A 23,188-nucleotide genomic window follows, 5' to 3' on the forward strand; every position below is an offset into this window, starting at 1 on the left:
TGCCCGATCAGCGCTCGTCAAGCGGCGGCACCGCGCGATCCTCCGGCCCGGTGTAGTCGGCCCCGGGGCGGATGATGCGATTGTTGGCGCGCTGCTCCATGACGTGGGCGCACCAGCCGGTCACCCGCGCCATCACGAAGATCGGCGTGAACAGGCTGGTGGGAATACCCATGAAGTGATATGCGGAGGCATGATAGAAGTCAGCGTTGGCAAACAGTTTCTTTTCGTCCCACATGGTCTTTTCGACCGCTTCGGAGACGTCAAAAAGCGTGTCGTCTCCGACATCGTCGGCCAGCTTGCGCGACCATTCGCGAATGATAGCGTTGCGAGGGTCTTTCTCGCGGTAGACGGCGTGCCCGAAGCCCATGATCTTATCCTTGGCCTCGAGCTTGGCCAGCACGTCTTCGCGCGCCTGCTCGGGCGAGTGATATTTCTCGAGCATGGCCATGGCCATCTCGTTGGCACCGCCGTGCAGCGGACCTCTGAGCGAGCCGATCGCGCCGGTCACGCACGAGTGCATATCTGACAGGGTCGAGGCGCAGACCCGGGCGGTGAAGGTCGAGGCGTTGAACTCGTGCTCGGCGTAGAGAATCAGGGAGACGTCCATCACCCGCGCGTGCAGTTCGCTTGGTTCGCTGCCGTGCAGCAGGTGAAGAAAATGCGCGCCGATGCTGTCGTCATCGGTCTCGACATCGATGCGCTTGCCGTCGTGGCTGTAGCGATACCAGTAGGTGATCATCGAGGGGAACGAGGCCAGCAAGCGGTCGGCGACATCCTGCTGCGCATCGAAGCTTTCTTCGGTCTCGAGGTTGCCCAGAAACGACGCGCCGGTGCGCAGCACATCCATCGGATGGGCGCTGGCAGGAATGCGCTCGAGCACCTCCTTGAGCGTATCGGGCAGGCCTCTGAGTCCCTTCAGGCGGCCGGCATAGGCGTCCAGCTCCTGTTTATCGGGCAGGTGACCCTTGAGAATCAAATGCGCAACCTCATTGAACGAGGCCTTCTCGGCCAGCTCGTCGACCGCATAGCCACGGTAGCGCAGGCTGTTTCCGGCCGCGCCCACGGTACAAATTTCAGTCTGTCCGGCAGACTGGCCGCGCAGGCCGGCTCCGGGTTTTTTCTCGCTCATGACGACTCCTTGCTGAACAACTGATCCAGTTTCTGCTCGAACTCGTGATAGCCGAGCACCTCGTACAATTCATCACGCGTTTGCATGGTATCGACCACATTCTTCTGGTGGCCGTCGCGACCGATGGCCTCGTAGACCATCAGCGCGGCCCGACTCATTGAGCGAAACGCCGACAGCGGATACAGCACCAGGCCGGCCCCGGCCTGACGCAGCTCGTCGACGGAAAACAGCGGCGTCTTGCCGAACTCGGTGATATTGGCCAGCACCGGCACGTCAACCTGACGGGCAAACTCGCCAAACTCCTCCAGCGTGTGCAAGGCCTCGGCAAAGATCATGTCGGCGCCACACTCGACGTACAAGTTGGCCCGATCCACAGCCGCGGCCATGCCCTCGCCCGCATAGGCGTCGGTGCGCGCCATGAACACGAAGGAATCATCGCTGCGCGCATCCACCGCCGCACGCACGCGATCGGCCATTTCTTCAGGGCTGACCAGGGCCTTGTTGGGCCGGTGCCCGCAGCGCTTGGCCGCCACCTGGTCTTCCAGATGCACGGCGGCGACGCCGGCCTGCTCCATCTCGCGCACGGTTCGGGCAATATTGAAAGCACTGCCCCAGCCGGTGTCGACATCAACCAGCAGCGGCAGATCGCTGGCCGCGGTGATCCGGCGGGCGTCTTCGACCACATCGGCCAGCTGCGTGATGCCCAGGTCCGGCAAGCCATAGGACGCGTTGGCCACGCCGGCGCCTGAAAGATAGATGGCCTGATGGCCGGCCTGCTCGGCCAGCAAGGCGGAGTAGGCGTTGACGGTGCCCACGACCTGCAGTGGCGGCTGGTCGGCAACCAGCTTGCGAAAGCGTGCGCCGGGTGTTCGATCGCTCATGCTCAAGCGGACTCCAGGAATATGGAAACAGCTCAACATTTTATCATGGGAGATGCTCTCGGCTGCCTTGTCAGCAAGCAGCCGGCCGAAGTTCAAACGCGGTGGACCCGCGCGGTCTCGGCCGCATGGATTGCCCGGTTGGCCAGCTCAGCTGCATCGCTGACCGAGATGAAAGGCACGCTGACCTGTCCCTGGGGCAGCACCAGGCGCAGCGTGGTCAACCCGTGGCGGCGAAGATAGGGGGATTCCACCAGCACCACCTGCTGCACCATTGCCAGCTCGAAAGCGTCTTGGCGCAGCCCGAACACGCCCTGGCGAATCCAGCACACGCCGTCAACGACCTGCCAGCCCCAGCAGCGCCAGCTGCGGTGAATGAGAAACAGCACCACCAGCAAGACCGCCAGAAAAACTGCCAGTAGCGGCCTCGCCGCCGGCAGAAACCACCAGCCAAGCGCGACCGCTGTCAGCGCCACTGCGGCAAGTCGCATCCACAGCAGGCTACGCAGGCGCCGGCTGACCGCATTGAAACCCGGCGGCACCGAAAACCCCGGCATCAGCCGGGCAATCATGCCGAGATCATCGCGGCGCATGCCCGGCACCAGGAACTGCGTTTGCGAGCGCCCCGTGCCCTGCTCCCGGCTGCCGGCCTGCTTGCCCACCAGGTACCACTGCCCGATCAGGCGGCCCAGCGCCGTCTGGTGCAGCGCAAGTCCGGTCAGTTTTTCACGGCGTATGTCCTGCTCACGCCTGTCGAGCAGCCCGCTGACCGCCAGAAAGCGATCACCACGATCGCGCAGGACAAAGCCATGGAAGCGCACCAGAGACAGAGCACCGGAGAGGGCGAACAACAGCGCAAGCAGTCCGACCAGGAGCGCGGCCGCCCCGATCCAGCCAATGGCCAGCGCGCGCTCGAACAACAGCTTGGCGCCAAACGATTCGATCCATTGCTCGACTCGCCCGCCGAGCGTGCCGACCAGCCAGGCGGCCACGCCGACAATCAACCAGACCTGATTGCTGACCAGCCCATGCAGAAACAGCCGCAGACCGCCGGGCGCGTGCAGCAGCTCGGATTCGAGCGGCGCTTTGTCGTTGCCGCCCTCCCCTGCACCGGTGCAACGTTCGGCGCTTGCAGTCAGATCGATTTCGCCTGCGCCGTGACGGGCTATATGGTCGCGCAGCGCCAGGGCCAGCTCGCGGCCGATCCCCGGCAGCACGACCTCGGCTGATTGTGCGCCGGGCGTCTCCAGCGTGAATCGCACCAGACCAAAGGGCCGAAAATAAAGCGGCTGGCTCAACCCCACGTTCTGCACTCGGGCGAAGCGAACGCGCAGATCCTTGTTCTCGATCAGACCGCGACGCAGGCGGATGGCATCGCCCTCGATACGAAAACGGAATCTGCGATGGTAGACCGCGGCGATCAGCGCGCCTCCGAGCAACAGCACCAGACCACCGAGCAGAAACTCGCGCAGGCCCAGACGATCAAGAAAGGCAAAGCCGGCGCCGGCGCCGGCAAAGGCGTAGAAATTTTCCCGTACCAGCTTGACGCCGCCGTTGACAATCAGAAACAGCAGCGCTATCGGGGCCAGACGCTGCCAGGCGTGAAGGTCGGTCTGCTTCATCGACAGTGACCTCAGCCGTCGCCCGTTCGGTCTTTCTCGGCCTCGTCTTCGGCGGTCGCGGCAATCTGTTCGAGCAGATACTGACGCACACGCCTCGCCGCCGACTGATCAAGACCCCTGACGGTGAGATCGGCACTCATGCCACCGGCGGTGAAACACTTGACTCGCATCAGCCCCAGATGACGCTCCAGCGGCCCATGCACCGCCTCGACGTGCTGGATGCGAGCAAAAGGCATGATCACGGTCTTGCGCCAAATGACGCCGTAACGATAGATCAGGTCGTGCTCGCGCAAGGCCCAGGCCCGATAGCGCACATCCAGCAGGGCATGCACCGCGGCCAGCACGGCGATCGCGGCGGGCACGAGAGGCAGCCACCAGAACCCCTCCAGCGGCACGAAAGGCAGCATCGGCACCACCAGCACGGCCGCGGCCAGCATCAGCCAGAAGCCGGTCTGCGTGATCAGCGCCCAGGGCAGAAAGGCGCGCGCCGCGGCGGTGAGCTCGACGCGTCGGAAATCCGGCAGTGCCGACAAGTCAACCTGCTCATTGCTGAAAGAATCTGCCCGTTCCATCCTCAAACCAGTTTCTGAAGCATAAGTCACCATCGGTCTGCGGTCAGCAGGCCATGCGCCGCTTGAGTGCGTAATCTGCTCAATGATACAGGGCCTTCTGGTTCCGCAGGTCGGGGTTTGCCTGATCAAACCGATTCACCCTGTCTTCATTTTCTCGCAGAGCGCGTATCCCAATACAAGATCCCAATAAAAAAGCACAATGAACTCATCGAAATTGATTCGCATGTTCCACGCCATACTGATATTTGGCCTCAGCCTCGCCGCCGGCGCAGTACTGGCACAAACCACTTTTACCATCAACTCGCTTGGAGATGCTCAAAACTCGGATCCGGGCGACGGGCGCTGCTGGACCGGCGTTCAAATCTGGGTCGGACCAGTGCGGATGAGAGAATGCACCTTGCGAGCCGCCCTGGAGGAAGCAAACGCAACCGCCGGTCCGGTCACCATCGAGATCCACCAGGACATCGAGCGCAACGTCGTCCCTGCAAAAATGTCGATAATCGAGGTCAACTCTGGCCTGCCCTTCATCAGCAACAAAGTGACCATCGCTGGCGAAACCCACCCGGACTGGGAGCAGGATGGCGCCACTCACCTGGTGATTCGCGGCCCGGGCAGCGGCGGTTTCAGTGGGCTGAGGTTCTCGTCGGGCGCGGCGGGCTCGACGGTGAGTAACATCGGCATTCAGGGATTCGGTCAGCATGGCATCCTGCTGAGCGGCGGCGGCAATTATCTTATCGAACACAACGTGCTTGGCGGCGCCTGGACGCCCTATGGGTACGCTCCCGCAGGAAACGGAGCCAACGGCCTGAGAATCAGCGGCTCCGATTCCAACAACATTCGCAACAACACCATCAGAGCCAATGGCAAAAGCGGCATCTGGATACACAATGGGTCAGCCCATAATGTCATGCAGAGCAACGTGATCGGGCTGATACGGACCGGCTCATCATCCGACAGCTATTCACCATTTGGAGCAAGTGGCAATGGCGACTACGGAGTATTCATTGCCGACAGCGCCGGCCCCAACAACGCCGTCGGATTCATCAGAGGCAACACCATCTCCAATAACGGCATATCGGGCATTCTGGTCGAGGCTGATGAGCAGATTATCTGGAGTAACCGTATTGGCACACCTCATACCAATGGCACTGCGCCGGGATACGTTCCGCAGACTACGGGAATAGTCAATCTGGCATCGTAATCTCCGGGGGATCCGACAATCGCATTGGCACCTACGGAGGCGGCAACGTGATCGGGCACTCGCTCATCGGCATACACCTTGTTTGGGGGGCCAGCGCTAACAGGATGACCTCGAACTTGATCGGGATCAATCAGGCCGATGAAGATCTTGGGATGAGATATGGAATCTATGTGTCCGATTCTGTCGGCCTAAACAGCCGGATTATCAGCAATACGATCGCGCATAATTTCGACGGAATATATATTGCCGGTGCCGGCGATTTTATCCATCGAAATCAAATTAGAAATAACGCCAACGGTATCAGATTCATAGGATATGGTCATGGTAGGGTCGGTTCTTCCGATATCGCCGACGCAAACGTGATTGGGCACAACGGTACTGGTATCAGTGTCAGCTTCGATGTGATCAACCCAATAACCATCATCAACAACTACATTGGAACCAATGCCAGTGGCGCATCACTCGGCAACACGACAGGAATAAATGTTTCTGCCCCTCATGGCAGAGTCAGCATCGGCCTGTATGAAGATCCATTTGGCCCCTACGAAACAGGCAACATCATTGTCAACAGCACATCTAGCGGCATTCGTCTACATGGGGATGCCAGCGGCGTCATTATCGCCAGCAACCTTATCGGTGTCCATTCAAGCGGCGAGCCCATGCCCAATCGCAAAGGCATTTACTTCGACGGCAGTTCCAGCTCGACCATAACCGACAATCGGGTGGGCTACGCGCTGAGCGATGTCATCAACCCCGAATCCTGGCTGCCCGGAGGAAGCGGTGACGGCAACATAATTGCCTACAATGATGAAGCCATAAGCCTCGAGCGCGCCGATGACAATTCGACCGGCAACGTGATTCGAGGAAACAGCATTTACAGCAACGGGCCGGCCGGCACGCGGGGCATCGACCTGGGAATGGAAGAACTTGATATTGGCGGCGCTGCAAGCGGGCCGAACAGGCTGATGAACTACCCCGACTTCGACGCCGCTGCCACCGAATACGATGCCGAAGCAGGAGAAATAAATTACCGCGTCCGCGTCCAGACCACACCAGCTAACGCCGACTATCCGCTGACCATCGACTTCTACCTGACCGACGGCAGCAGCCCGCAGGGCAAGACCTTCATCGGCTCCATGGTTTATCCGATCTCGGCAGCGTTCGAGTTTCGCACCGGCACGCTGGCGCTCAACCAGCCGGTTGATACTTCAACCTACCTGGTCGCCACCGCAACTGACGCCTCTGGCAACACCAGCCAGTTCAGCAACCAGCCCTGGCGGCTGATCACCCCCGAAGACGCGATCTTTTCGGACCGCTTCGAGTGAGCACGGGGCATGCACAAGCACTCCAGATCAAGCAGGTGAAGTGGACATGCCCGGGCTTGCAGATGCAAGAAGCAAGAAGCAAGAAGCACCCTAGCCCGGGTCGAATTCAGCCAGCTCGATTGTCAGCCAGGCCCGCGCCCGCCGTAGATCGCGAATCACGGTGCGGCTGGACAAGCCGAACATTTCACCAATTTCCTCGACGGTGAAGCCGGCATAAAGCTGAGCCACCAGCGCCTCTGTCATGCGGCGATCGTCTGTGGCCATGCGCTGGAGCGCCGCGTCCACCGCCATCACCCGCACCAGATCCTCGGCTTCCAGGCTGTACTCAGCCTCTTCGAAGGTCTCGCGGATCTGGTCGCCGCCGCGTTTTTCCGCCAGTTGCTTGCGAGCGTAGTCGACTATGAGCTGGCGCATGACACGGGCAACCAGGCGTTGAAAATGCAGCCGGTTCTCGATCTCACCGCCGGCACTTTTTTGCATCTTCAAAAAGGCCTCATGCACCAGCGCAGTCGTTCGCAGCGTCGCGCTGCTTCCCAGGCGCTGGCGCTGGGCACGACCGATCCGCTTCATGTCGTCATAGACAAGCGGCAACAGTTGTTCGAACAGCTCCGGCTGTTTGTGGATCTCGGCCAACAGTTGCGTAACCTCTTGCTCGGGCACCGGCCGAAAAGGATCGACCTTCATGACCCGACCTCGGCCGGCCGCAAACCGCAGCGCCAATCCAGCACTGCCTTTACATTCCCGGTGTTCACGGAACCGTCTCCTCAGGGTTCAGTACTGCCTGCCAGTGTCTTGCGCGTTCATCATGTCCCGCCTCGGGCGCGGCCTCGTGCCAGCCAGTGTAGGCATTTACGAGAGACTCAACCACGACTTTGGTGCCCTTGTCCTCGGCACCGAGCGCCTCGACGAAGATCTGATGCGCTTCCAGCATGGCTGCCACAGCTTCGTCATGACGACCCAGAGCCGCCAGATCACGGCCATGACGGTTCAGGAACACGCCCAGATACCAGTGGCCGTCGGCCAGCGATTGACGACCTCGATTTACGGCTTCGTTTGCAAGCGCTTCGGCCAGTTCAAACCGCTCGAGCTTGTGCAGCAGGCCAGCCAGGTTATTCATGGCAATCAGGGTTCTGGGATGGTCGTCACCACGAACCTTTCGCGAAATGGACAAGGCCTCCCGATAGTGAATCTCGGCTTCTGCCAGCCGTCCGGTCTGGTCCATCAGATATCCAAGATTGTTGGCTGATGTCAAAGTCTGGGGATGCTCCCGGCCAAGCACCTTGCGACGACGAACCAGCGCTTCTCGATAATAGGGCTCAGCCTCATCAAAGCGTTTCTGGCTGGCAAGAAACACACCAAGGTTGCTGATCGATTGCAGCGTGTCGGGGTCTTCATTCCCCAGCAGTTGACGTCGCTTGTCGAGCGCTTCCCGATACAACGCCAGAGCCTCATCAGGTTGGTCCAGACTGTCGAGCAAAGCAGCCATGTTGGAAATGGAAATCATCGTATCCCGGTGTTCGTCACCGAGCACGACGCGCCGCCCCTGCAAGGCCTTGCGGAAAAAGGGTTCGGCTGCGGCATATTGCCCCAATGCTTCCAGCGCGGTCCCTACATTGCTCAGCGCGGTAAGCGTGGCCGGATGCTCGGGCCCATGCAGGGCCTCGAAGCCGGCCATGGCCTCGCGGAAGAACCCCAGTGATTCCTCACGCCGACCCTCGAAAGCCATTTGCTGCCCCATGCGGTTGATCGAATCGAGCGTGTCCGGGTGCCTGTTGCCCAGCCGCTCTCGCCGAATCGCGAGAGCCCGGGCCTGCGGCAGGCCAGCTTGCATGCCCAGGCCCAGCGTGCGCAGTGTCGCTGCTGCTGATTGCAGCAGCCGGGCGCGAACCAGCGGCTGATCGGCAAATTGCGTGTCGATGGCATCGAGCGCGCGGTCGAAGATGTTTTCCCGAAGCGTGTTGCGGGCCAGGTCCGTGAAGTTGATCCGAGCAAGCATGGCTTGCGCATTTGATTCTTCCCGTTCCAGCTCCTCGTTGCCGAGACCGTCTCGCGCCAGCGAAACTCGGTGCAGATCAACGATCGCCGCCCGCATCCCGGCGCCCATTTGCCGGGCGTCGATCGAGGAAAGCTGTTCGGCCTGGAAAGCAACGACTTGCTCCAGCTCACGAGCCAGCTGCGTGCTCTGGGCTTCGGCCTGTATGGCGCGCTCGGTCTGGGCCGTGGCGCGGTCGCGCTCGAGCATTGCTGAACGAGCCTGCCAGAGGGCTGTGGCAAGCGCCAGGCACAGCGCTAACGTTACCGCCGTGGCCGCGCCAACCATTAGGCGATGGCGTTGCACGAAGCGCGTCAGGAGATACATCCGCGTCGGCGGGCGCGCACTGACCGGAAGCTGCGCACGATAGCGATGAAGGTCTGCAATCAGACCGGAGACGAATCCGTATCGATCCCGCGGCTGTTCGGCAGTCGCCTGCGTAATGATTGCCGCCATGTCTTCGCGGCGAGCAAGGGTTTCAGGCAGCTGACCCGCGTCAACCGCACCGGCATGCCGGCCCGGCAACGCGCCGGTCATGAGCCAGTGCAGCATGGCGCCCAGCGACCAGACGTCGGATTGGGTCGACACCGGCTCACCGGCCAGAAGCTCAGGTGCTGCGAAGGCGGGCGTCAGTACCTTGAGCCCTGACTCATCACTCGCCTGGTCTTCGAGCAGCTGCGCCACGCCGAAATCGACCAAACGAACTGCACCTTCCTCGTTGATGCGAACGTTGCCGGGCTTGAGATCGCTGTGCACCACCCGGCACTGATGCGCATGCGCCACCGCGCGCGCCATCTGCTCGAACAGGTCCAGGCGGGTCGCCAGATCGGGGCTTTCATCGCGAATGTATTCATCGAGGTCGCGCCCGGGAACCCACTCCATGACCAGATAGGCATGACCATCCTCGGTGGTGCCGCCATCGATCAGGCGGGCGATATTGCGGTGGCTCAGCCGCGCCAAGAGCTGCCGCTCGACGGCAAGCCGCTGATCCAGGGCTTTCTGCCGAACCCGGATGAGCTTGATCGCTGCATCCATCTCGAACGCCCCATCGGCCCGCCCTGCCCGGTAGACCGTGCCCATCCCGCCGCTGCCAACGGCTTGCTCGATTCGCCATGGGCCCAGCCGAGTGCCGGCTGGAAGCAGCACTTCCTGCCTGAAACGCGCGTCCTGCCTGGCGGCCAGACCTACGCGCTCAAACAGGGTATCCAGAAACCGGGCCGGCTCCAGGCTGGCCGCCAGCAGGTCGACCAGCCAGCGATGAACCCGCGGTGCGCGCGCAGCGATGGCTGCCAGCTGTTGCTCACGAGCAGGATCGTCCAGCTCGAGAAGCTGGTCCAGAAGTCGATTCAGCAACAAGCGACGTGCTGGAGTCAGGCGCGACACACCGTATCCCTCTGAGATCACCCGGCCCTTTGCGTTCGCAGTCGTCACCCACCGCGACGGCTGCAGCCCTGTTAAGCCGGCATCAAAGCAGGTTGCATTCAGGGCTCCAGGAATGGCCCGAATCGAGGCGTCGCTCGCCGGGAAGGGTCATTCCCTCTTCAAGAGCGGCAACGCCGAGTCGGGCCACTCCTGGAGCCCTGGATGCAACCTGCCTTGATGCCGAGTCAACAGTGTACCCCAGCACTAACCGTGAATCGGAAGGTGCCCAGTGAGTGACGGGGCCGACTAGGCTCGCCCGGCGCGCTTGCGCTCGTGCTCCTTGAGCAGGCGCTTGCGCAGGCGGATGTGCTCGGGCGTGACTTCAACCAGTTCGTCGTCATTGATGAACTCCAGTGCCTGTTCGAGCGTCATTCGGACCGGCGGGGTGAGCTGGACGGCGTCGTCCTTGCCGGCGGCGCGAATATTGCTGTGCTTCTTGCCTTTCATCGGGTTGACGACCAGGTCGTTGTCACGGGCATGCAGGCCGATGATCTGGCCTTCGTAGATGTCCTGCCCAGGGCCGATGAACATCTTGCCGCGGTCTTGCAGATTGAACAGTGCAAAGGCAACGCTGGTGCCGTTTTCCATGCTGATCAGGGTGCCGTTGGCGCGCTCGGCGACGCGCTCGGTGGCCGGGCCCCAGTGGTCGAAGACCCGAAAGAACAAGCCGGTGCCCGACGTCATCGTGCGATAGGCGTTCTGAAAACCGATCAGGCCGCGCGCCGGCGCGATGTAGTCGAGCCGCACCCGGCCCTTGCCGTCGGGCTGCATGTTCTCGAGCTGGCCCATGCGCTCGCCCATGGCCTGCATGACCGCCCCCTGATGGGCTTCGTCGATGTCGAGCACGACCTGCTCCCAGGGCTCCTGCACCGCACCGCTGTCGTCTTTTTTCTTGCGTACCCGCGGGCGCGAGACGGCCAGCTCGTAGCCCTCGCGGCGCATCGTCTCGATCAGCACCGACAGGTGCAGTTCGCCGCGACCGGCGACGTCGAACTGTTCAGGGTCGCCGGTATCGGATACCTGCAGCGCGACGTTGTGGCTGGCCTCCTGATACAGGCGTGCGCGCAGCTGTCGGCTGGTCAGGAACTTGCCTTCACGCCCGGCAAACGGCGAGTTGTTGACCTGAAAGGTCATGTGAATGGTCGGCTCGTCCACCTGCAGCGCCGGCATGGGTTCAACGCTGGCCGGATCACAAAGCGTCGCCGAGATGCCGAGATCCTCGACCCCGGTCACCGCAATGATATCGCCGGCGCTGGCCTCGTCGACCTCCTCACGCTTGAGCCCCTTGAAGCCCAGCACCTGCAGCACCCGGCCGGAGCGGCTCTGGCCGTCGCGATCGACGACGGTGACCGCCTGATTGGGCCGGATTCGACCGCGCTTGATGCGCCCGACCCCGATCAGGCCCACGTAGGAGGAATAGGCCAGGCTCGAGATCTGCATCTGGAACGGGCCGTCGGGATCCACGTCGGGCGCGGGCACGTGCTCGATCAGGGCCTCGAACAACGGTGTAAGGTCGCCGTCGCTGACGTCGGGCTCGGTCGAGGCAAAGCCGTTGAGCGCCGAGGCATAAATGACCGGAAAGTCGAGCTGTTCATCGCTGGCGCCAAGCTTGTCGAACAGATCGAAGGTCTGGTTGAGCACCCAGTCCGGGCGCGCGCCCGGCCGGTCGATCTTGTTGATCACGACGATCGGACGAAAGCCCATGTCGAAGGCCTTCTGGGTCACGAAACGGGTCTGCGGCATCGGTCCATCGACAGCGTCGACCAGCAGCAGCACCGAGTCGACCATCGAGAGCACCCGCTCGACCTCTCCGCCGAAATCAGCATGACCGGGAGTGTCGACGATATTGATCCGCCAGTCGTTCCAGTTGATGGCGGTGTTCTTCGACAGGATCGTGATACCGCGCTCGCGCTCCTGATCTTCGGAGTCCATGACGCGTTCTTCAACGCGCTCGTGGGCGGCGAACTCGCCGGACTGGCGTAGCAGCTGGTCAACCATGGTGGTCTTGCCGTGGTCGACGTGGGCGATGATGGCGATATTACGAAGTTTCATTGACTCTCGCTTGGTTGTGGGGTGCGCATTATAGTGCGGCAGCGGACCCGCCGACTGCAGTAAAGTCGGCAATGATGCCCTGAACTGCCCGCACTCCATCGCGCGGGTTTAATATGGTGACATGCCTGTAGCAACCGATTCTTTCATTCTTCTGAGCGTGGCGCTGGCCATTGGCCTGCTGATCGGTGCCGAACGCGGCTGGCAGGGCCGCGACGTCGAAGAGGGCCGGCGCGTGGCCGGACTGCGCACCTACGGCCTGATCGGACTGATCGGGGGCACGGTCGGGCTGCTCAGCCAGGACGGCTCCACCTGGCTGATCGGCCTGGTCTTCATCGGTCTGGTCATCTCCAGCGCCACGGCCTATGTGATGACCACGCGCACGGGTCATGACTTCGGCATCACCAGCGAAACGGCCTCGCTGGCCACCTATCTGCTGGCTGCGCTGGCGGGCGTTGGGCATATCGCACCGGCCGCAGCGGCGGCCATCGTCATGGCCATGCTGCTGCGTTTCAAGGAACAGTTGCACGGCTGGCTCGAGCGCGTTCGGCGCGAAGAGCTGTCGGCGGTGCTCAAGCTGCTGCTGATCTCGGTGGTGCTGCTGCCCATTCTACCCGACCGTGGTTACGGCCCCTGGGAGGCGCTCAACCCGCACACGATCTGGCTGTGGGTCGTTCTGATCGCGGCGATCTCGTTTTTCGGCTACATCGCCATTCGCGTCATCGGCCCGCAGAAAGGTATCGTTTTCGGCGGCCTGGCCGGCGGCCTCGCCTCTTCGACTGCGACCACGCTCGCCTTCTCGCGCATCAGCCAGCAACAGGGTGGCATGACCTCGGTGCTGGCGGCCGGCATCCTGCTGGCCTGCACGTCGATGCTGGGGCGCATGATCGTGGTCGCCGCGCTGGTCAACCCGGCGCTGCTGCCGTTGCTGTGGATGCCGGCAACGGTCATGCTGGTCGCCACGCTTGCGCCGGTCTATTTTCTGCTGCGCCACCAGAAGCACGAATCCCATGCCGAGCAGGAAGCCAGTGCGCTGCGCAACCCGATGGAGCTTAAATCGGCGCTGCTGTTCGGCGGGCTGCTGGCCGTCGTGCTGCTGCTGGGCAAGATGCTTTCCGAATGGGCCGGCAACGCCGGGCTGTGGGCACTCGCGGCAGCGTCGGGAATAGCGGACGTGGATGCCATCAACATCTCCCTGTCGCAGATGAGCCGTGACCAGATCAGTGCGACCGTTGCCGTGGTCGGCATTACCATTGCCGCCAGCGTCAACTCGCTGGTCAAGGTAGCTCTGGCGTCCGGAATCGGCGGGCGCGCGCTTGGCCGGCGGGTCATCGCGCCGTTGGTGGCGGCGGCCATCGGTGGACTGGCCACCGCACTGTGGCAACACCTGTGAGGCTCTGAAGCGCATGCCCCGCAAAATGGAAAACCAGCCGATCCGGATCGGCAGCGTTGAAGTTCACCCCGGCGAGCGTCGCAGCATCAATCTGGAAGCCGGGCGCCTGTACACGCATTCCCCGGCCACGATGCCGGTTCAGGTGTTGTGCGGCAAGCGCGCAGGCCCGGTGCTGTTTGTCTCCGCGGCCATCCATGGCGACGAGCTCAACGGCGTGGAAATCATCCGGCGTCTGCTCAAGGTGCCGGCGCTCAAGCGCCTGAAAGGCACCTTGATTGCCGTCCCCATCGTCAACCTGCACGGCTTCATCAATCAGTCGCGCTATTTCCCCGACCGACGCGATCTCAACCGCAGTTTCCCCGGCTCGGGCAAAGGGTCGCTCGCCGCGCGGGTAGCGCATCTTTTCATGAATGAAATCGTCAGCCAGGCCACGCACGGAATCGACCTGCATACCGGCGCCTTGCACCGCAGCAACCTGCCGCAGATTCGCGCCAACCTGGACGACGAAGACACCCTGACGCTGGCACAGGCGTTCGGAACGCCGGTCATTCTCAATTCTGCCCTGCGCGATGGTTCTCTGCGGATGGCTGCGATGGACCACGAGATTCCGATCCTGCTCTACGAGGCCGGTGAGGCCCTGCGCTTTGACGAAGTGGCCATACGCGGCGGAGTGGAAGGCATCGTGCGCGTCATGCGCCAGCTCGGAATGCTGCGCAGAACCCGAAAGAAAGCGCCCCCCGTGCCGGTCATCGCCCGTTCGAGCAGCTGGGTACGCTCACCGCAGAGCGGACTGTTCCGCGCTCGCGCGCAGCTGGGTGATCGCGTCAGCCGTGATGAAACCGTGCTCGGGGCAGTATCTGATCCATTCGGCGAGGAGGAAACGGAGATCAGAGCGCCCTTTTCCGGAATCGTCATCGGCTGTCTCAACCTGCCGCTGGTCAACGAAGGCGACGCGATCTATCACGTCGCGCGCTTCTACCGCACCGATATCGCCCACGAACGCGTCGGCGACTATACCGAGTCGCTGGAGTCCGACGACTTTCCCTACGGCGAGGAAACCTGACTCGACAAGCTTCCGCTCACCGGGCTCGCCCGGCCTTGCCCGGATCCCAGGAGCGGATCACACCTTCCTGAGCCGTGGACGCCACCAGCTCGCCCGACTGACTGAAGAACTGGCCGCGGGTAAACCCGCGCCCGCCGTGGCTGCTGGGGCTGTCGCAGGCATAGAGCAGCCATTCGTCAACCCGGAACGGGCGATGGAACCACAAGGCATGATCAATACTGGCCATCTGCACCGGTCGCGTACTGAAGTCCAGCTCGTGCGGTAAAGTCGCTGTTCCCAGCAGTTCGTAGTCGGACACGTAGGTGAGCAGATTGCGGTGCAGCGCCGGATCATCAGGCAGCTGATCCCAGGCGCGCATCCACACGTGTTTTCGCGGCGGGCGGGCCTCGGCATCGATGAACTTTGGCGGCTCGACCGGACGAAACTCCAGCGGCGGCCGGTGCGCCAGCAACCTGCGCATTTTTCCGGGCACGCGGTCGATGATCGAGTCCTGAATGTCGATGCTCTTTGACAGCCCCTCCGGCCCCGGCACCGACGGCATCTCGAACTGGTGTTCGAATCCTTCCTCGCCGACGTGAAACGAAGCGGCCAGGTTCAGAATCGGCTGCCCGTGCTGAATGGCCAGGACACGGCGGTTGGAGTAGCTGCCGCCGTCGCGCGAGCGCTCGACCTGGTAGATCACCGGCAGGTTGAAGTCACCCGGCCGGAGAAAATAGGCGTGCAGCGAGTGCGGCCTGCGCCCCTCGACCGTGGCGTGTGCAGCAGACAACGCCTGCCCCAGAACCTGGCCCCCAAACACCTGCGGCGCGCCGATATCATGGCTCTGACCGCGAAACAGGTTGTTTTCCAGGCGCTCGAGATCAAGCAGCCCGATGACCGATGCCAGGGCATCGTTCATGCATCATCTTCCCAGCCCCAGGGCGCCGGCGGCGCATCAACCGGGTTGCTCAAATCAAAGTCAACCTGAAACACCCGCGGCGTGCCCAGGCGCCACAGACCGTAAGTAAAGGTTTCATCCGGCTCGACGCGCATCGTCCAGACATTCGAAAATGCCGGCTCGATGATTTCACGCGTCTGCTGGTCGGCGGGAAAGTACTGAACCCCCGCCATGCCGCTATTGGTCGTGGTGCCGCCATACATGGTCACGTCCTCGTCACTGCCGTCTGCGTGACGATGATCATGCTTGAGCTCGATGCGATCGCCCTTGCGCGTAAGCACCCAGGTGCGCGAGCGATCATCGCCCACCATGAAGGGAATGCGGATTTTCCCTTCGCTGCATTCACGCACGTGCATCAACAGGCGCTTGCCGGCAGAATCGTTCTCTCCGGCTGGTGCCTCGATCAGCTTACCCTCGAAGGCCTGGCCGCAAAGCGCCTGCAGACTGGACCAGAAATCATCCACCGGTTTTGCGCTGGCGGATGTGAATAACAGCAGTGCCCCAAGGCAGACGATGCTTCGCATGATGTACTCCGACTGGGTTGACAGGCTGAATACTATACCTCCTGCAGAGGCACCGCGGGTCCGGCCGGTTTGCCACCGGTACCGCGGCAATCAGGCTGGGCGTCCTGCTTGCGTTAAAATGGGCAATTGCCAACCAACATCATGCAGGAGATCACCCATGGAAAAACCCGTACGCGTGGCCATCACCGGCGCCGCCGGCCAGATCGGTTATCAGCTGTGTTTCCGGATTGCTGCCGGCAATATGCTGGGTCTGAACCAGCCGGTCATCCTCCAGCTGATCGAGATTCCGCCAGCCATCGACGCACTCAAGGGCGTTGCCATGGAGCTCGAGGACGCCGCCCTCCCCTTGCTGCACGGCATCGTCACGACAACCGAGCTTGACGAGGGTTTCAAGGACGCCGACATCGCCCTGCTGGTTGGCGCCAAGCCGCGCGGTGCCGGCATGGAGCGCGCCGACCTGCTGGCTGAAAACGGCAAGATCTTCGGCCCCCAGGGCAAGAGCCTCAACGCCGTGGCCAGCCGCGACGTCAAAGTGCTGGTGGTTGGCAACCCGGCCAATACCAATGCGCTGATCACTCAGGCGAACGCACCGGATCTGCCGCCGGAAAATTTCACCGCCATGACGCGCCTCGATCACAACCGCGCCATCGCCCAGCTGGCGAACAAGACCGGCACGCACCATACCCGCATCAAGCAGATGACGATCTGGGGCAATCACTCTTCCACCCAGTATCCGGACATTCACCACGTCAATGTCGACGGCAAGGCCGGTATCGATCAAGTCGACCGCGACTGGTACGAGAACGACTTCATCCCCACGGTGCAGCAGCGCGGCGCCGCCATCATCAAGGCCCGCGGAGCCTCCAGCGCGGCGTCGGCGGCTTCCAGCGCCATCGACCATATCCGCGACTGGGTGCGCGGCACCGACGGCGATGACTGGGTCTCCATGGCCGTCCCTGCAGACGGCAGCTACGGCATCGAGCAGGGCGTGATCTTCTCTTTCCCATGCACCTGCGAAGGCGGCGAATGGAAAATCGTCCAGGGCCTGGAAATCAACGAGTTCTCGCGCGCGCGTCTGGACGCCACCGACAAGGAGCTGCGCGAAGAGCGTCAGGCGGTGGACTCGCTGCTCTGAATGCCCGCTGATCAACGACGTCATTGGTAAACCGCTCAGGGAGATTGCAATGAAGGCACTCAAGCTTCCCGTGCTCACGCTCCTGCTGCTCTTGCCAGCCTTGGCCCCGGCCCAGGGAATGGACCGCATCAAATCGCCCGACGGCGCCCGCGTTTATTTCATCACGCCCGACGACGGCGCCACCGTGTCCAGTCCGGTGACCATCCGCTTCGGGCTTGAAGGCATGGGCATCGCCCCGGCCGGTGTCGTCCAGCAAGGCACGGGACACCATCATCTACTGATCGACCTTGGCGACAGCGAGATGCCGGGCATGGATCGCCCCCTGCCCACATCCGATCAGCTGATTCACTTCGGCGGCGGGCAGACCGAGGTCGACATCGAACTCGAACCGGGAGAACACACGCTACAGCTTCTGGTGGGCGACTACCGTCACGTTCCCCACAATCCGCCGGTGATATCGGAACGAATTACCATCACGGTCGAGTAACGGCGCCTGGACACACTCGCGCACAAAAAAAGCCCGGCGCATGCCGGGCTTTCGCTTTGGCGAGCCAGCGAGCTACCGCCATCTCAGCCAAGGCTGCGGTGCTTGCCGACAATGCGCATCGACAGTTCCAGCGCCTGCTCATAGTTCAGGCGCGGGTCGACCGTGGTCTTGTAGGCGCGGCAGAGGTCCTGCTCGCCCAGCTCACGCGCCCCACCGGTGCATTCGGTAACGTTCTCTCCAGTCAGTTCGAGATGCACGCCACCCAGCCGGGAGCCAGAAGCGGCATGAATATCGAATGACTGCTCGACCTCGGACACGATATTGGCAAAACGCCGCGTCTTGTAACCGTTTCCGGTCGTCTCGGTATTACCGTGCATGGGGTCGCAGATCCACAGCACCGGCGAGCCAGTCGCGCGCACGGCCTCGATCAACGGCGGCAGCTTGTCGGCAACCTGGCTGGCGCCCATGCGATGGATCAGCACCAGGCGGCCCGCCTCGTTGTCCGGGTTGAGGGTGCGGATCAGGTCCTTGAGCCAGCTGGCCGACATCCCCGGCCCGAGCTTGATGCCCATGGGGTTGCGGATGCCGCGGAACATTTCCACGTGCGCACCTTCCATGTCGGCGGTCCGCATGCCGATCCACGGGAAATGCGTTGACAGGTTGAACCAGCCCCACTGGCGCGGCACCCGGCGCGTGAGCGCCTGTTCATAGTTCAGGTGCAGCGCTTCGTGCGAGGTGAAGAAGTCTACTCTGCGTACACTGCCGGGCTTCTGTCCGGTAATGGTTTCCATGAACCGCAGTGAATGGCCGATGCTGTCGGCAATGCGTTCGAATTCCGCGGCCAGGGGTGAGTGTTCGAGCCAGCCCAGGTTCCAGTATTCCGGATGATGCAGATCGGCAAAGCCGCCGTCGACCAGCGCACGGACGAAGTTCATCGTCATTGCCGAGCTGGCATGACCGCGCAGCAGGCGCTCGGGGTCGGGCGTACGGGCCTGTTCGGTAAATTCCGGCGCGTTGACCAGATCACCGCGGTAGCTCGGCAGGGTGACCCCGTCGCGCGTTTCGGTATCGGCCGAACGCGGCTTTGCGTACTGGCCGGCAAAACGACCGATCCGCACAACCGGCTTTTCCATTCCGTGCAGCAGCACCAACGACATCTGCAGCAGCACCTTGAGGCGGTTGGCGATGATGGTCGGCTCGCAGTCGTCGAACAGCTCGGCGCAGTCGCCGCCCTGGAGCACGAAACGCTTGCCTGCCTGGGCCTCGGCGATCTGCTCCTTGAGCGTGAGAATTTCCCATGAGGTCACCAGCGGCGGCATCGCCGTCAGGCGATTCAGCGCCTGATGGAAGGCCACTTCGTCAGGATAGGTGGCCTGCTGACTGGCCTCCTTCTGCTGCCAGGAGTCCGGCCGCCAGCCGTGGGCAGGAGTGATGGTCTTGAGTTTTTCGCTCATGATGATTCAGATCCGATCGTGTGCACGGGGTGCCAACAGCACCCACAGCATGAAAGCTGCAAGTCCAACATACCAGATCAGCGTCCACAGGGGCATTGACAGACCAAGAAAGTGCCAATCAACTTCGGCGCACTCACCTGCGCCCGTGAAAGCTTCGCGCAGGATCTCGGCCAGCGGAAAATCGTACTCGAGCATGAAATACATGCCGGGGCCGCAATCGGGCACCTTATCGGCCGGCAGACTCTGCAGCCACACGTGCCGCGAGGCAGTCACCACCCCCCAGCCGGCGCCGAGCAGGATCGGCACGCCATAAATCCAGCGCCCCCAGGCCACGGGACCATGAACGGCACCAGCCAGTGCAAATACCCCCATGAGCATGAACCCCAGGCGCTGCAGTATGCAAAGCGGACAGGGCTCCAGCTCGAGGACGAACTGGGCGTAATAGGCGTAGGCCAGGAGGCCCGCACAGGCGACAAGAATCAGCAGGAAAGGCCAGCGGCCGCGGATCGGATTCATCATGGCTCCATTGTATTCAATTTTGCGGCGTCGACGCACCCGCACAGATTGATTACCAGCGCTGCCCGAGCAGGCGCACAAGCCCGGCTGGAGCATGCCGGATTGGTATACTCGAGGTCACTGTTCAAACCGCACAGGAAATCCATGACCCAGCAGAGTCCGTCCACCTCTCCGGTGCGCGCTGCTCGCGGCACCACCCTGCGCTGCCGCGGCTGGCACCAGGAAGCGGCCATGCGCATGCTCATGAATAATCTCGACCCGGAGGTGGCCGAACACCCCGACAAACTGATCGTCTACGGCGGCACCGGCAAGGCTGCGCGCAATCACGACAGCTATCGCGCCATCATCAGCACGCTCGAGCGGCTGAAAGACGACGAGACCCTGCTGGTCCAGTCGGGCAAGCCGGTCGGCGTGATCCGCACCCACGACCAGGCGCCGCGCGTTCTGATCGCCAACTCCAACCTGGTCGGGCGCTGGGCCAACTGGGACACCTTCCGCGACCTCGAGGACAAGGGCCTGACCATGTACGGCCAGATGACCGCCGGCTCGTGGATCTACATCGGCTCGCAGGGCATCGTCCAGGGCACCTACGAGACCTTCGCCGAACTCGCCCGTCAGCATTTCGGCGGTTCGATGAAGGGCCGGCTGACGGTCACCGCAGGCCTGGGCGGCATGGGCGGGGCCCAGCCGCTGGCCGTGACCATGAACGAGGGCCACTGCATTGGCGTGGAAGTCGACGAAACGCGCATCGATCGGCGCGTGGAGACCGGCTATTGCGACCGCAAGGCCAACAGCCTCGACGAAGCCATGGAGATCATCGAGAACGCAAAGGAGCCCGTCTCCGTCGGCCTGCTCGGCAACATCGCCGAAGTGCTGCCCGAAATGCTCGAGCGCGGCATCATCCCCGATGCGCTCACCGATCAGACCTCTGCTCACGACCTGAGAACGGGCTATATCCCCGCCGGCCTTTCTCTCGACGATGCCCGGGTCATGCGCGAAAAGGATCCGAAGGGCTACGACGAGCGCGTGCTCGACTCGATGGAGATTCACGTCGATGCGATGCTGAAAATGCAGGAACGCGGCGCGATCACCTTCGACTACGGCAACAACCTCAGAGGCCAGGTCGCAGATCTGCGCGGTATGAAAAACGCCTTCGATTTTCCCGGCTTCGTGCCCGCCTTCATCCGGCCGCTGTTCTGTCGCGGCGCCGGGCCGTTCCGCTGGGCCGCGCTGTCGGGCAATCCGGCAGATATCGCCGCCACCGACAAGGCCATCCTCGAACTGTTTCCGGAAAAGGAGCATCTGCGGCGCTGGATCCACCAGGCGCAGGAAAAGATCCACTTTCAGGGCCTGCCCTCGCGCATCTGCTGGCTGGAATACGGCGAGCGCGCCGAAGCCGGCGAGAAATTCAACTGGCTGGTGGAGAAAGGCAAGGTCGACGCCCCCATCGTCATTGGCCGCGATCATCTCGACACCGGCTCGGTAGCCTCGCCCAACCGCGAAACCGAGGCCATGAAGGACGGTTCGGACGCAATTGCCGACTGGCCGATACTCAACGCCCTGGCCAACACCGCCTGCGGCGCCAGCTGGGTCTCCTTCCACCACGGCGGCGGCGTGGGCATCGGCTACTCCCTGCACGCCGGCATGGTCGCGCTCGCCGACGGCACGCAGTCCGGCTACGAGCGGCTGCAGCGCGTACTCACGGCCGACCCCGGCCTGGGGGTGATGCGCCACGCCGACGCCGGCTACGACGAAGCGATCGAAATCGCGCGCGAGCGCGGCGTCGATATTCCGATGCTGGACGGCAAGCATGAATGACGCTCTGACCATCGACACCCTGTACGCCGACCTCGAGCGAGGGCTGAACGCGCTGCGGGCCGACGACGGCGCCGTGGAGCGCTCACGCGCCGTTGTCGAGCGCGCGCTCGAAAGCGGCGATGCCATCTACGGCGTCAATACCGGCTTCGGAGCGCTGGCGAGCAAGCGCATCGACGACGATCAGCTCGGCCAGCTCCAGCGCAACCTGCTGCTGTCGCACGCCTGCGGCACGGGCGCGCCCGTGCCCATCGAGATCACGCGGCTGATGATGCAGCTCAAGGTTCACGCCCTTGGGCTGGGAAATTCAGGTATTTCGCTGCCGATCTTCAGGCAGCTCCTGAGGTTCTGCGAGCTCGATATCCTGCCCTTCATTCCCAGCCGCGGCAGCGTCGGCGCCTCGGGCGACCTGGCCCCGCTGGCGCACATGAGCCTGCCGCTGATCGGCCGGGGGCAGTGCTGGAACGCCGAGCGAACCGGCCCGGAGCCGGCAAGTGCCACGCTGGCCCGACACGGTCTTGAAGCCGCCGAGCCCGCCGCCAAGGATGGCCTGGCCCTGATCAACGGCACCCAGTTGATGTCGGCCTACGGTGCGTTCGTGCTCGAGCGCGCCCGCCACCTGTTGACCGCCGCCGACATTCTCGCCGGCATGAGCCTGGAGGCCCTGCAGGGCTCGGCAAAGCCCTTCGATGCGCGGGTTCACGAAGTGCGTCCGCACCCCGGCCAGCAGGCGGTAGCCGCCAACGTCCGGCAGCTGCTCGACAATTCCGAGATTCTGGAATCACACCGCCACTGCGGCAAGGTCCAGGACCCCTACTCCCTGCGCTGCATTCCCCAGGTTCACGGCGCCAGCCGCGATGCCCTGGCACACGCCGCCGAGGTCGTCGAGCGCGAAATCAACTCGGTCACCGACAATCCGCTGGTGTTCGACGACGGCGACACGGTCTCGGCCGGCAATTTCCACGGCCAGCCGCTGGCGCTGGCGCTCGACTACGCCGCCATCGCGCTGTCGGAGCTGGCCAGCATCTCCGAGCGGCGCACCTATCTGCTGCTCGAAGGCCACGACGGCCTGCCAAAGCTCTTGATGAGCGACACCGGCATCAACTCCGGCTTCATGATCCCGCAGTACACCGCGGCCGCCCTGGTGAGCGAAAACAAGGTGCTGTGCCACCCCGCCAGCGTCGACTCCATCCCCACCAGCCTGGGCCAAGAAGACCATGTCTCGATGGGCTCGATCAGCGCGCTCAAACTCTTGAGCGTGCTGCACAACGTCGAGCGCGTCATGGCCGTGGAAATGCTCACCGCCGCCCAGGCGCTGGATTTTCGCCAGCCGCTCAAGCCGGGTCGCGGCGTGCTCGCCGCACACGAATTCGTCCGCGCTCACGCCAACCACGCCGAAGAAGACTACGAGGTCGGCGCCGACATCGATACCTGCACCCGGCTGCTGCAGTCCGGCGAACTGGTCGCTTCGGTAGAGTCGGTTGTCGCCGGGCTTCGATGAGCCCTGCTTGTGATCCATTTGCGGGCTCGGTTGAAAAAGATAGAACCGTGCCGAGGAAGTCGCTATTTTTTCTTGCTTGTCGTTGTTTTCCTTATCTGTGTTCATCTGTGGACAAAAAGGTTTTGATCTTCAG

The 23,188-nt window shown here is 62.8% G+C and carries 19 protein-coding genes; 8 read left to right on the forward strand and 11 right to left on the reverse strand.

All coding sequences use genetic code 11. The annotated features are described in order from the left end of the window. Positions 1-7 precede the first annotated feature (7 nt). The 4 genes from prpC to ACEWQZ_RS12480 all read right to left on the reverse strand — a co-directional run bounded on the left by prpC (position 8) and on the right by ACEWQZ_RS12480 (position 4,201). A complete protein-coding gene (prpC, locus tag ACEWQZ_RS12465; RefSeq protein WP_476483423.1) occupies positions 8-1,129 on the reverse strand; it encodes a bifunctional 2-methylcitrate synthase/citrate synthase in 1,122 nt (373 codons plus the stop codon). Next, complete coding sequence (prpB, locus tag ACEWQZ_RS12470) at positions 1,126-2,010, reverse strand: methylisocitrate lyase (protein WP_476483424.1); 885 nt, start codon at positions 2,008-2,010, stop codon at positions 1,126-1,128. The genes prpC and prpB overlap by 4 nt, the downstream gene beginning before the upstream one ends. A 92-nt stretch (positions 2,011-2,102) precedes the next feature. Beyond that, on the reverse strand, positions 2,103-3,629 hold the full coding sequence (locus ACEWQZ_RS12475; protein ID WP_476483425.1) for a PH domain-containing protein: 1,527 nt from the start codon (positions 3,627-3,629) through the stop codon (positions 2,103-2,105). Between the two features lie 11 nt (positions 3,630-3,640). Further along, complete coding sequence (locus ACEWQZ_RS12480) at positions 3,641-4,201, reverse strand: PH domain-containing protein (protein ID WP_476483426.1); 561 nt, start codon at positions 4,199-4,201, stop codon at positions 3,641-3,643. A gap of 199 nt (positions 4,202-4,400) precedes the next feature. On the opposite strand from ACEWQZ_RS12480, the gene ACEWQZ_RS12485 reads away from it, so the two are divergent. Both ACEWQZ_RS12485 and ACEWQZ_RS12490 read left to right on the forward strand, forming a co-directional pair. Then, the gene (locus ACEWQZ_RS12485; protein ID WP_476483427.1) at positions 4,401-5,402 is read left to right on the forward strand and encodes a right-handed parallel beta-helix repeat-containing protein; all 1,002 of its coding nucleotides are present in this window, start codon (positions 4,401-4,403) and stop codon (positions 5,400-5,402) included. A 116-nt stretch (positions 5,403-5,518) separates the two neighbouring features. Beyond that, a complete protein-coding gene (locus ACEWQZ_RS12490) occupies positions 5,519-6,727 on the forward strand; it encodes a right-handed parallel beta-helix repeat-containing protein (RefSeq protein ID WP_476483428.1) in 1,209 nt (402 codons plus the stop codon). A gap of 90 nt (positions 6,728-6,817) precedes the next feature. Here the strand turns inward: ACEWQZ_RS12490 and ACEWQZ_RS12495 are convergent, their stop codons facing one another. The 3 genes from ACEWQZ_RS12495 to typA all read right to left on the reverse strand — a co-directional run bounded on the left by ACEWQZ_RS12495 (position 6,818) and on the right by typA (position 12,233). Beyond that, on the reverse strand, positions 6,818-7,411 hold the full coding sequence (locus ACEWQZ_RS12495) for an ECF-type sigma factor (RefSeq protein ID WP_476483429.1): 594 nt from the start codon (positions 7,409-7,411) through the stop codon (positions 6,818-6,820). 64 nt (positions 7,412-7,475) lie between these two features. Beyond that, positions 7,476-10,112 carry a serine/threonine-protein kinase gene (locus ACEWQZ_RS12500; RefSeq protein WP_476483430.1) on the reverse strand — a complete coding sequence of 879 codons (2,637 nt, stop codon included), beginning with the start codon at positions 10,110-10,112 and terminating at the stop codon, positions 7,476-7,478. Positions 10,113-10,427: 315 nt separating this feature from the next. Continuing rightward, the gene (gene typA / locus ACEWQZ_RS12505) at positions 10,428-12,233 is read right to left on the reverse strand and encodes a translational GTPase TypA (protein ID WP_476483431.1); all 1,806 of its coding nucleotides are present in this window, start codon (positions 12,231-12,233) and stop codon (positions 10,428-10,430) included. 121 nt (positions 12,234-12,354) lie between these two features. Here typA and ACEWQZ_RS12510 point away from each other — a divergent pair, with 121 nt between their 5' ends. Together ACEWQZ_RS12510 and ACEWQZ_RS12515 are read left to right on the forward strand one after the other, a co-directional pair. Beyond that, positions 12,355-13,623: an MgtC/SapB family protein gene (locus ACEWQZ_RS12510; RefSeq protein ID WP_476483432.1), complete on the forward strand. Its 1,269-nt coding sequence runs from the start codon at positions 12,355-12,357 to the stop codon at positions 13,621-13,623. 13 nt (positions 13,624-13,636) lie between these two features. Further along, positions 13,637-14,686 (forward strand): succinylglutamate desuccinylase/aspartoacylase family protein, encoded by a 1,050-nt coding sequence (locus ACEWQZ_RS12515; protein ID WP_476483433.1) that lies wholly within the window; start codon positions 13,637-13,639, stop codon positions 14,684-14,686. Positions 14,687-14,702: 16 nt separating this feature from the next. Here the strand turns inward: ACEWQZ_RS12515 and tesB are convergent, their stop codons facing one another. Further along, a complete protein-coding gene (gene tesB / locus ACEWQZ_RS12520) occupies positions 14,703-15,584 on the reverse strand; it encodes an acyl-CoA thioesterase II (protein WP_476483434.1) in 882 nt (293 codons plus the stop codon). After that, entirely contained in the window at positions 15,581-16,147 is a 567-nt protein-coding gene (locus ACEWQZ_RS12525; RefSeq protein ID WP_476483435.1) for a hypothetical protein, read from the reverse strand. The genes tesB and ACEWQZ_RS12525 overlap by 4 nt, the downstream gene beginning before the upstream one ends. A 157-nt stretch (positions 16,148-16,304) precedes the next feature. Here ACEWQZ_RS12525 and ACEWQZ_RS12530 point away from each other — a divergent pair, with 157 nt between their 5' ends. Further along, complete coding sequence (locus tag ACEWQZ_RS12530) at positions 16,305-17,282, forward strand: malate dehydrogenase (RefSeq protein WP_476483436.1); 978 nt, start codon at positions 16,305-16,307, stop codon at positions 17,280-17,282. Positions 17,283-17,331: 49 nt separating this feature from the next. Further along, entirely contained in the window at positions 17,332-17,769 is a 438-nt protein-coding gene (locus tag ACEWQZ_RS12535; protein WP_476483437.1) for a DUF4399 domain-containing protein, read from the forward strand. 83 nt (positions 17,770-17,852) lie between these two features. Here the strand turns inward: ACEWQZ_RS12535 and ACEWQZ_RS12540 are convergent, their stop codons facing one another. Both ACEWQZ_RS12540 and ACEWQZ_RS12545 read right to left on the reverse strand, forming a co-directional pair. Beyond that, positions 17,853-19,223 carry a class II 3-deoxy-7-phosphoheptulonate synthase gene (locus tag ACEWQZ_RS12540; RefSeq protein ID WP_476483438.1) on the reverse strand — a complete coding sequence of 457 codons (1,371 nt, stop codon included), beginning with the start codon at positions 19,221-19,223 and terminating at the stop codon, positions 17,853-17,855. 6 nt (positions 19,224-19,229) lie between these two features. Further along, entirely contained in the window at positions 19,230-19,739 is a 510-nt protein-coding gene (locus ACEWQZ_RS12545) for a disulfide bond formation protein B (protein ID WP_476483498.1), read from the reverse strand. Between the two features lie 144 nt (positions 19,740-19,883). Between ACEWQZ_RS12545 and hutU the strand changes: the two genes are divergently transcribed. Together hutU and hutH are read left to right on the forward strand one after the other, a co-directional pair. Next, positions 19,884-21,557 carry a urocanate hydratase gene (hutU, locus tag ACEWQZ_RS12550; protein WP_476483439.1) on the forward strand — a complete coding sequence of 558 codons (1,674 nt, stop codon included), beginning with the start codon at positions 19,884-19,886 and terminating at the stop codon, positions 21,555-21,557. After that, a complete protein-coding gene (gene hutH, locus ACEWQZ_RS12555; protein WP_476483440.1) occupies positions 21,550-23,055 on the forward strand; it encodes a histidine ammonia-lyase in 1,506 nt (501 codons plus the stop codon). The genes hutU and hutH overlap by 8 nt, the downstream gene beginning before the upstream one ends. Positions 23,056-23,188 lie beyond the last annotated feature (133 nt).

Source organism: Wenzhouxiangella sp. YN1 (assembly GCF_056324145.1).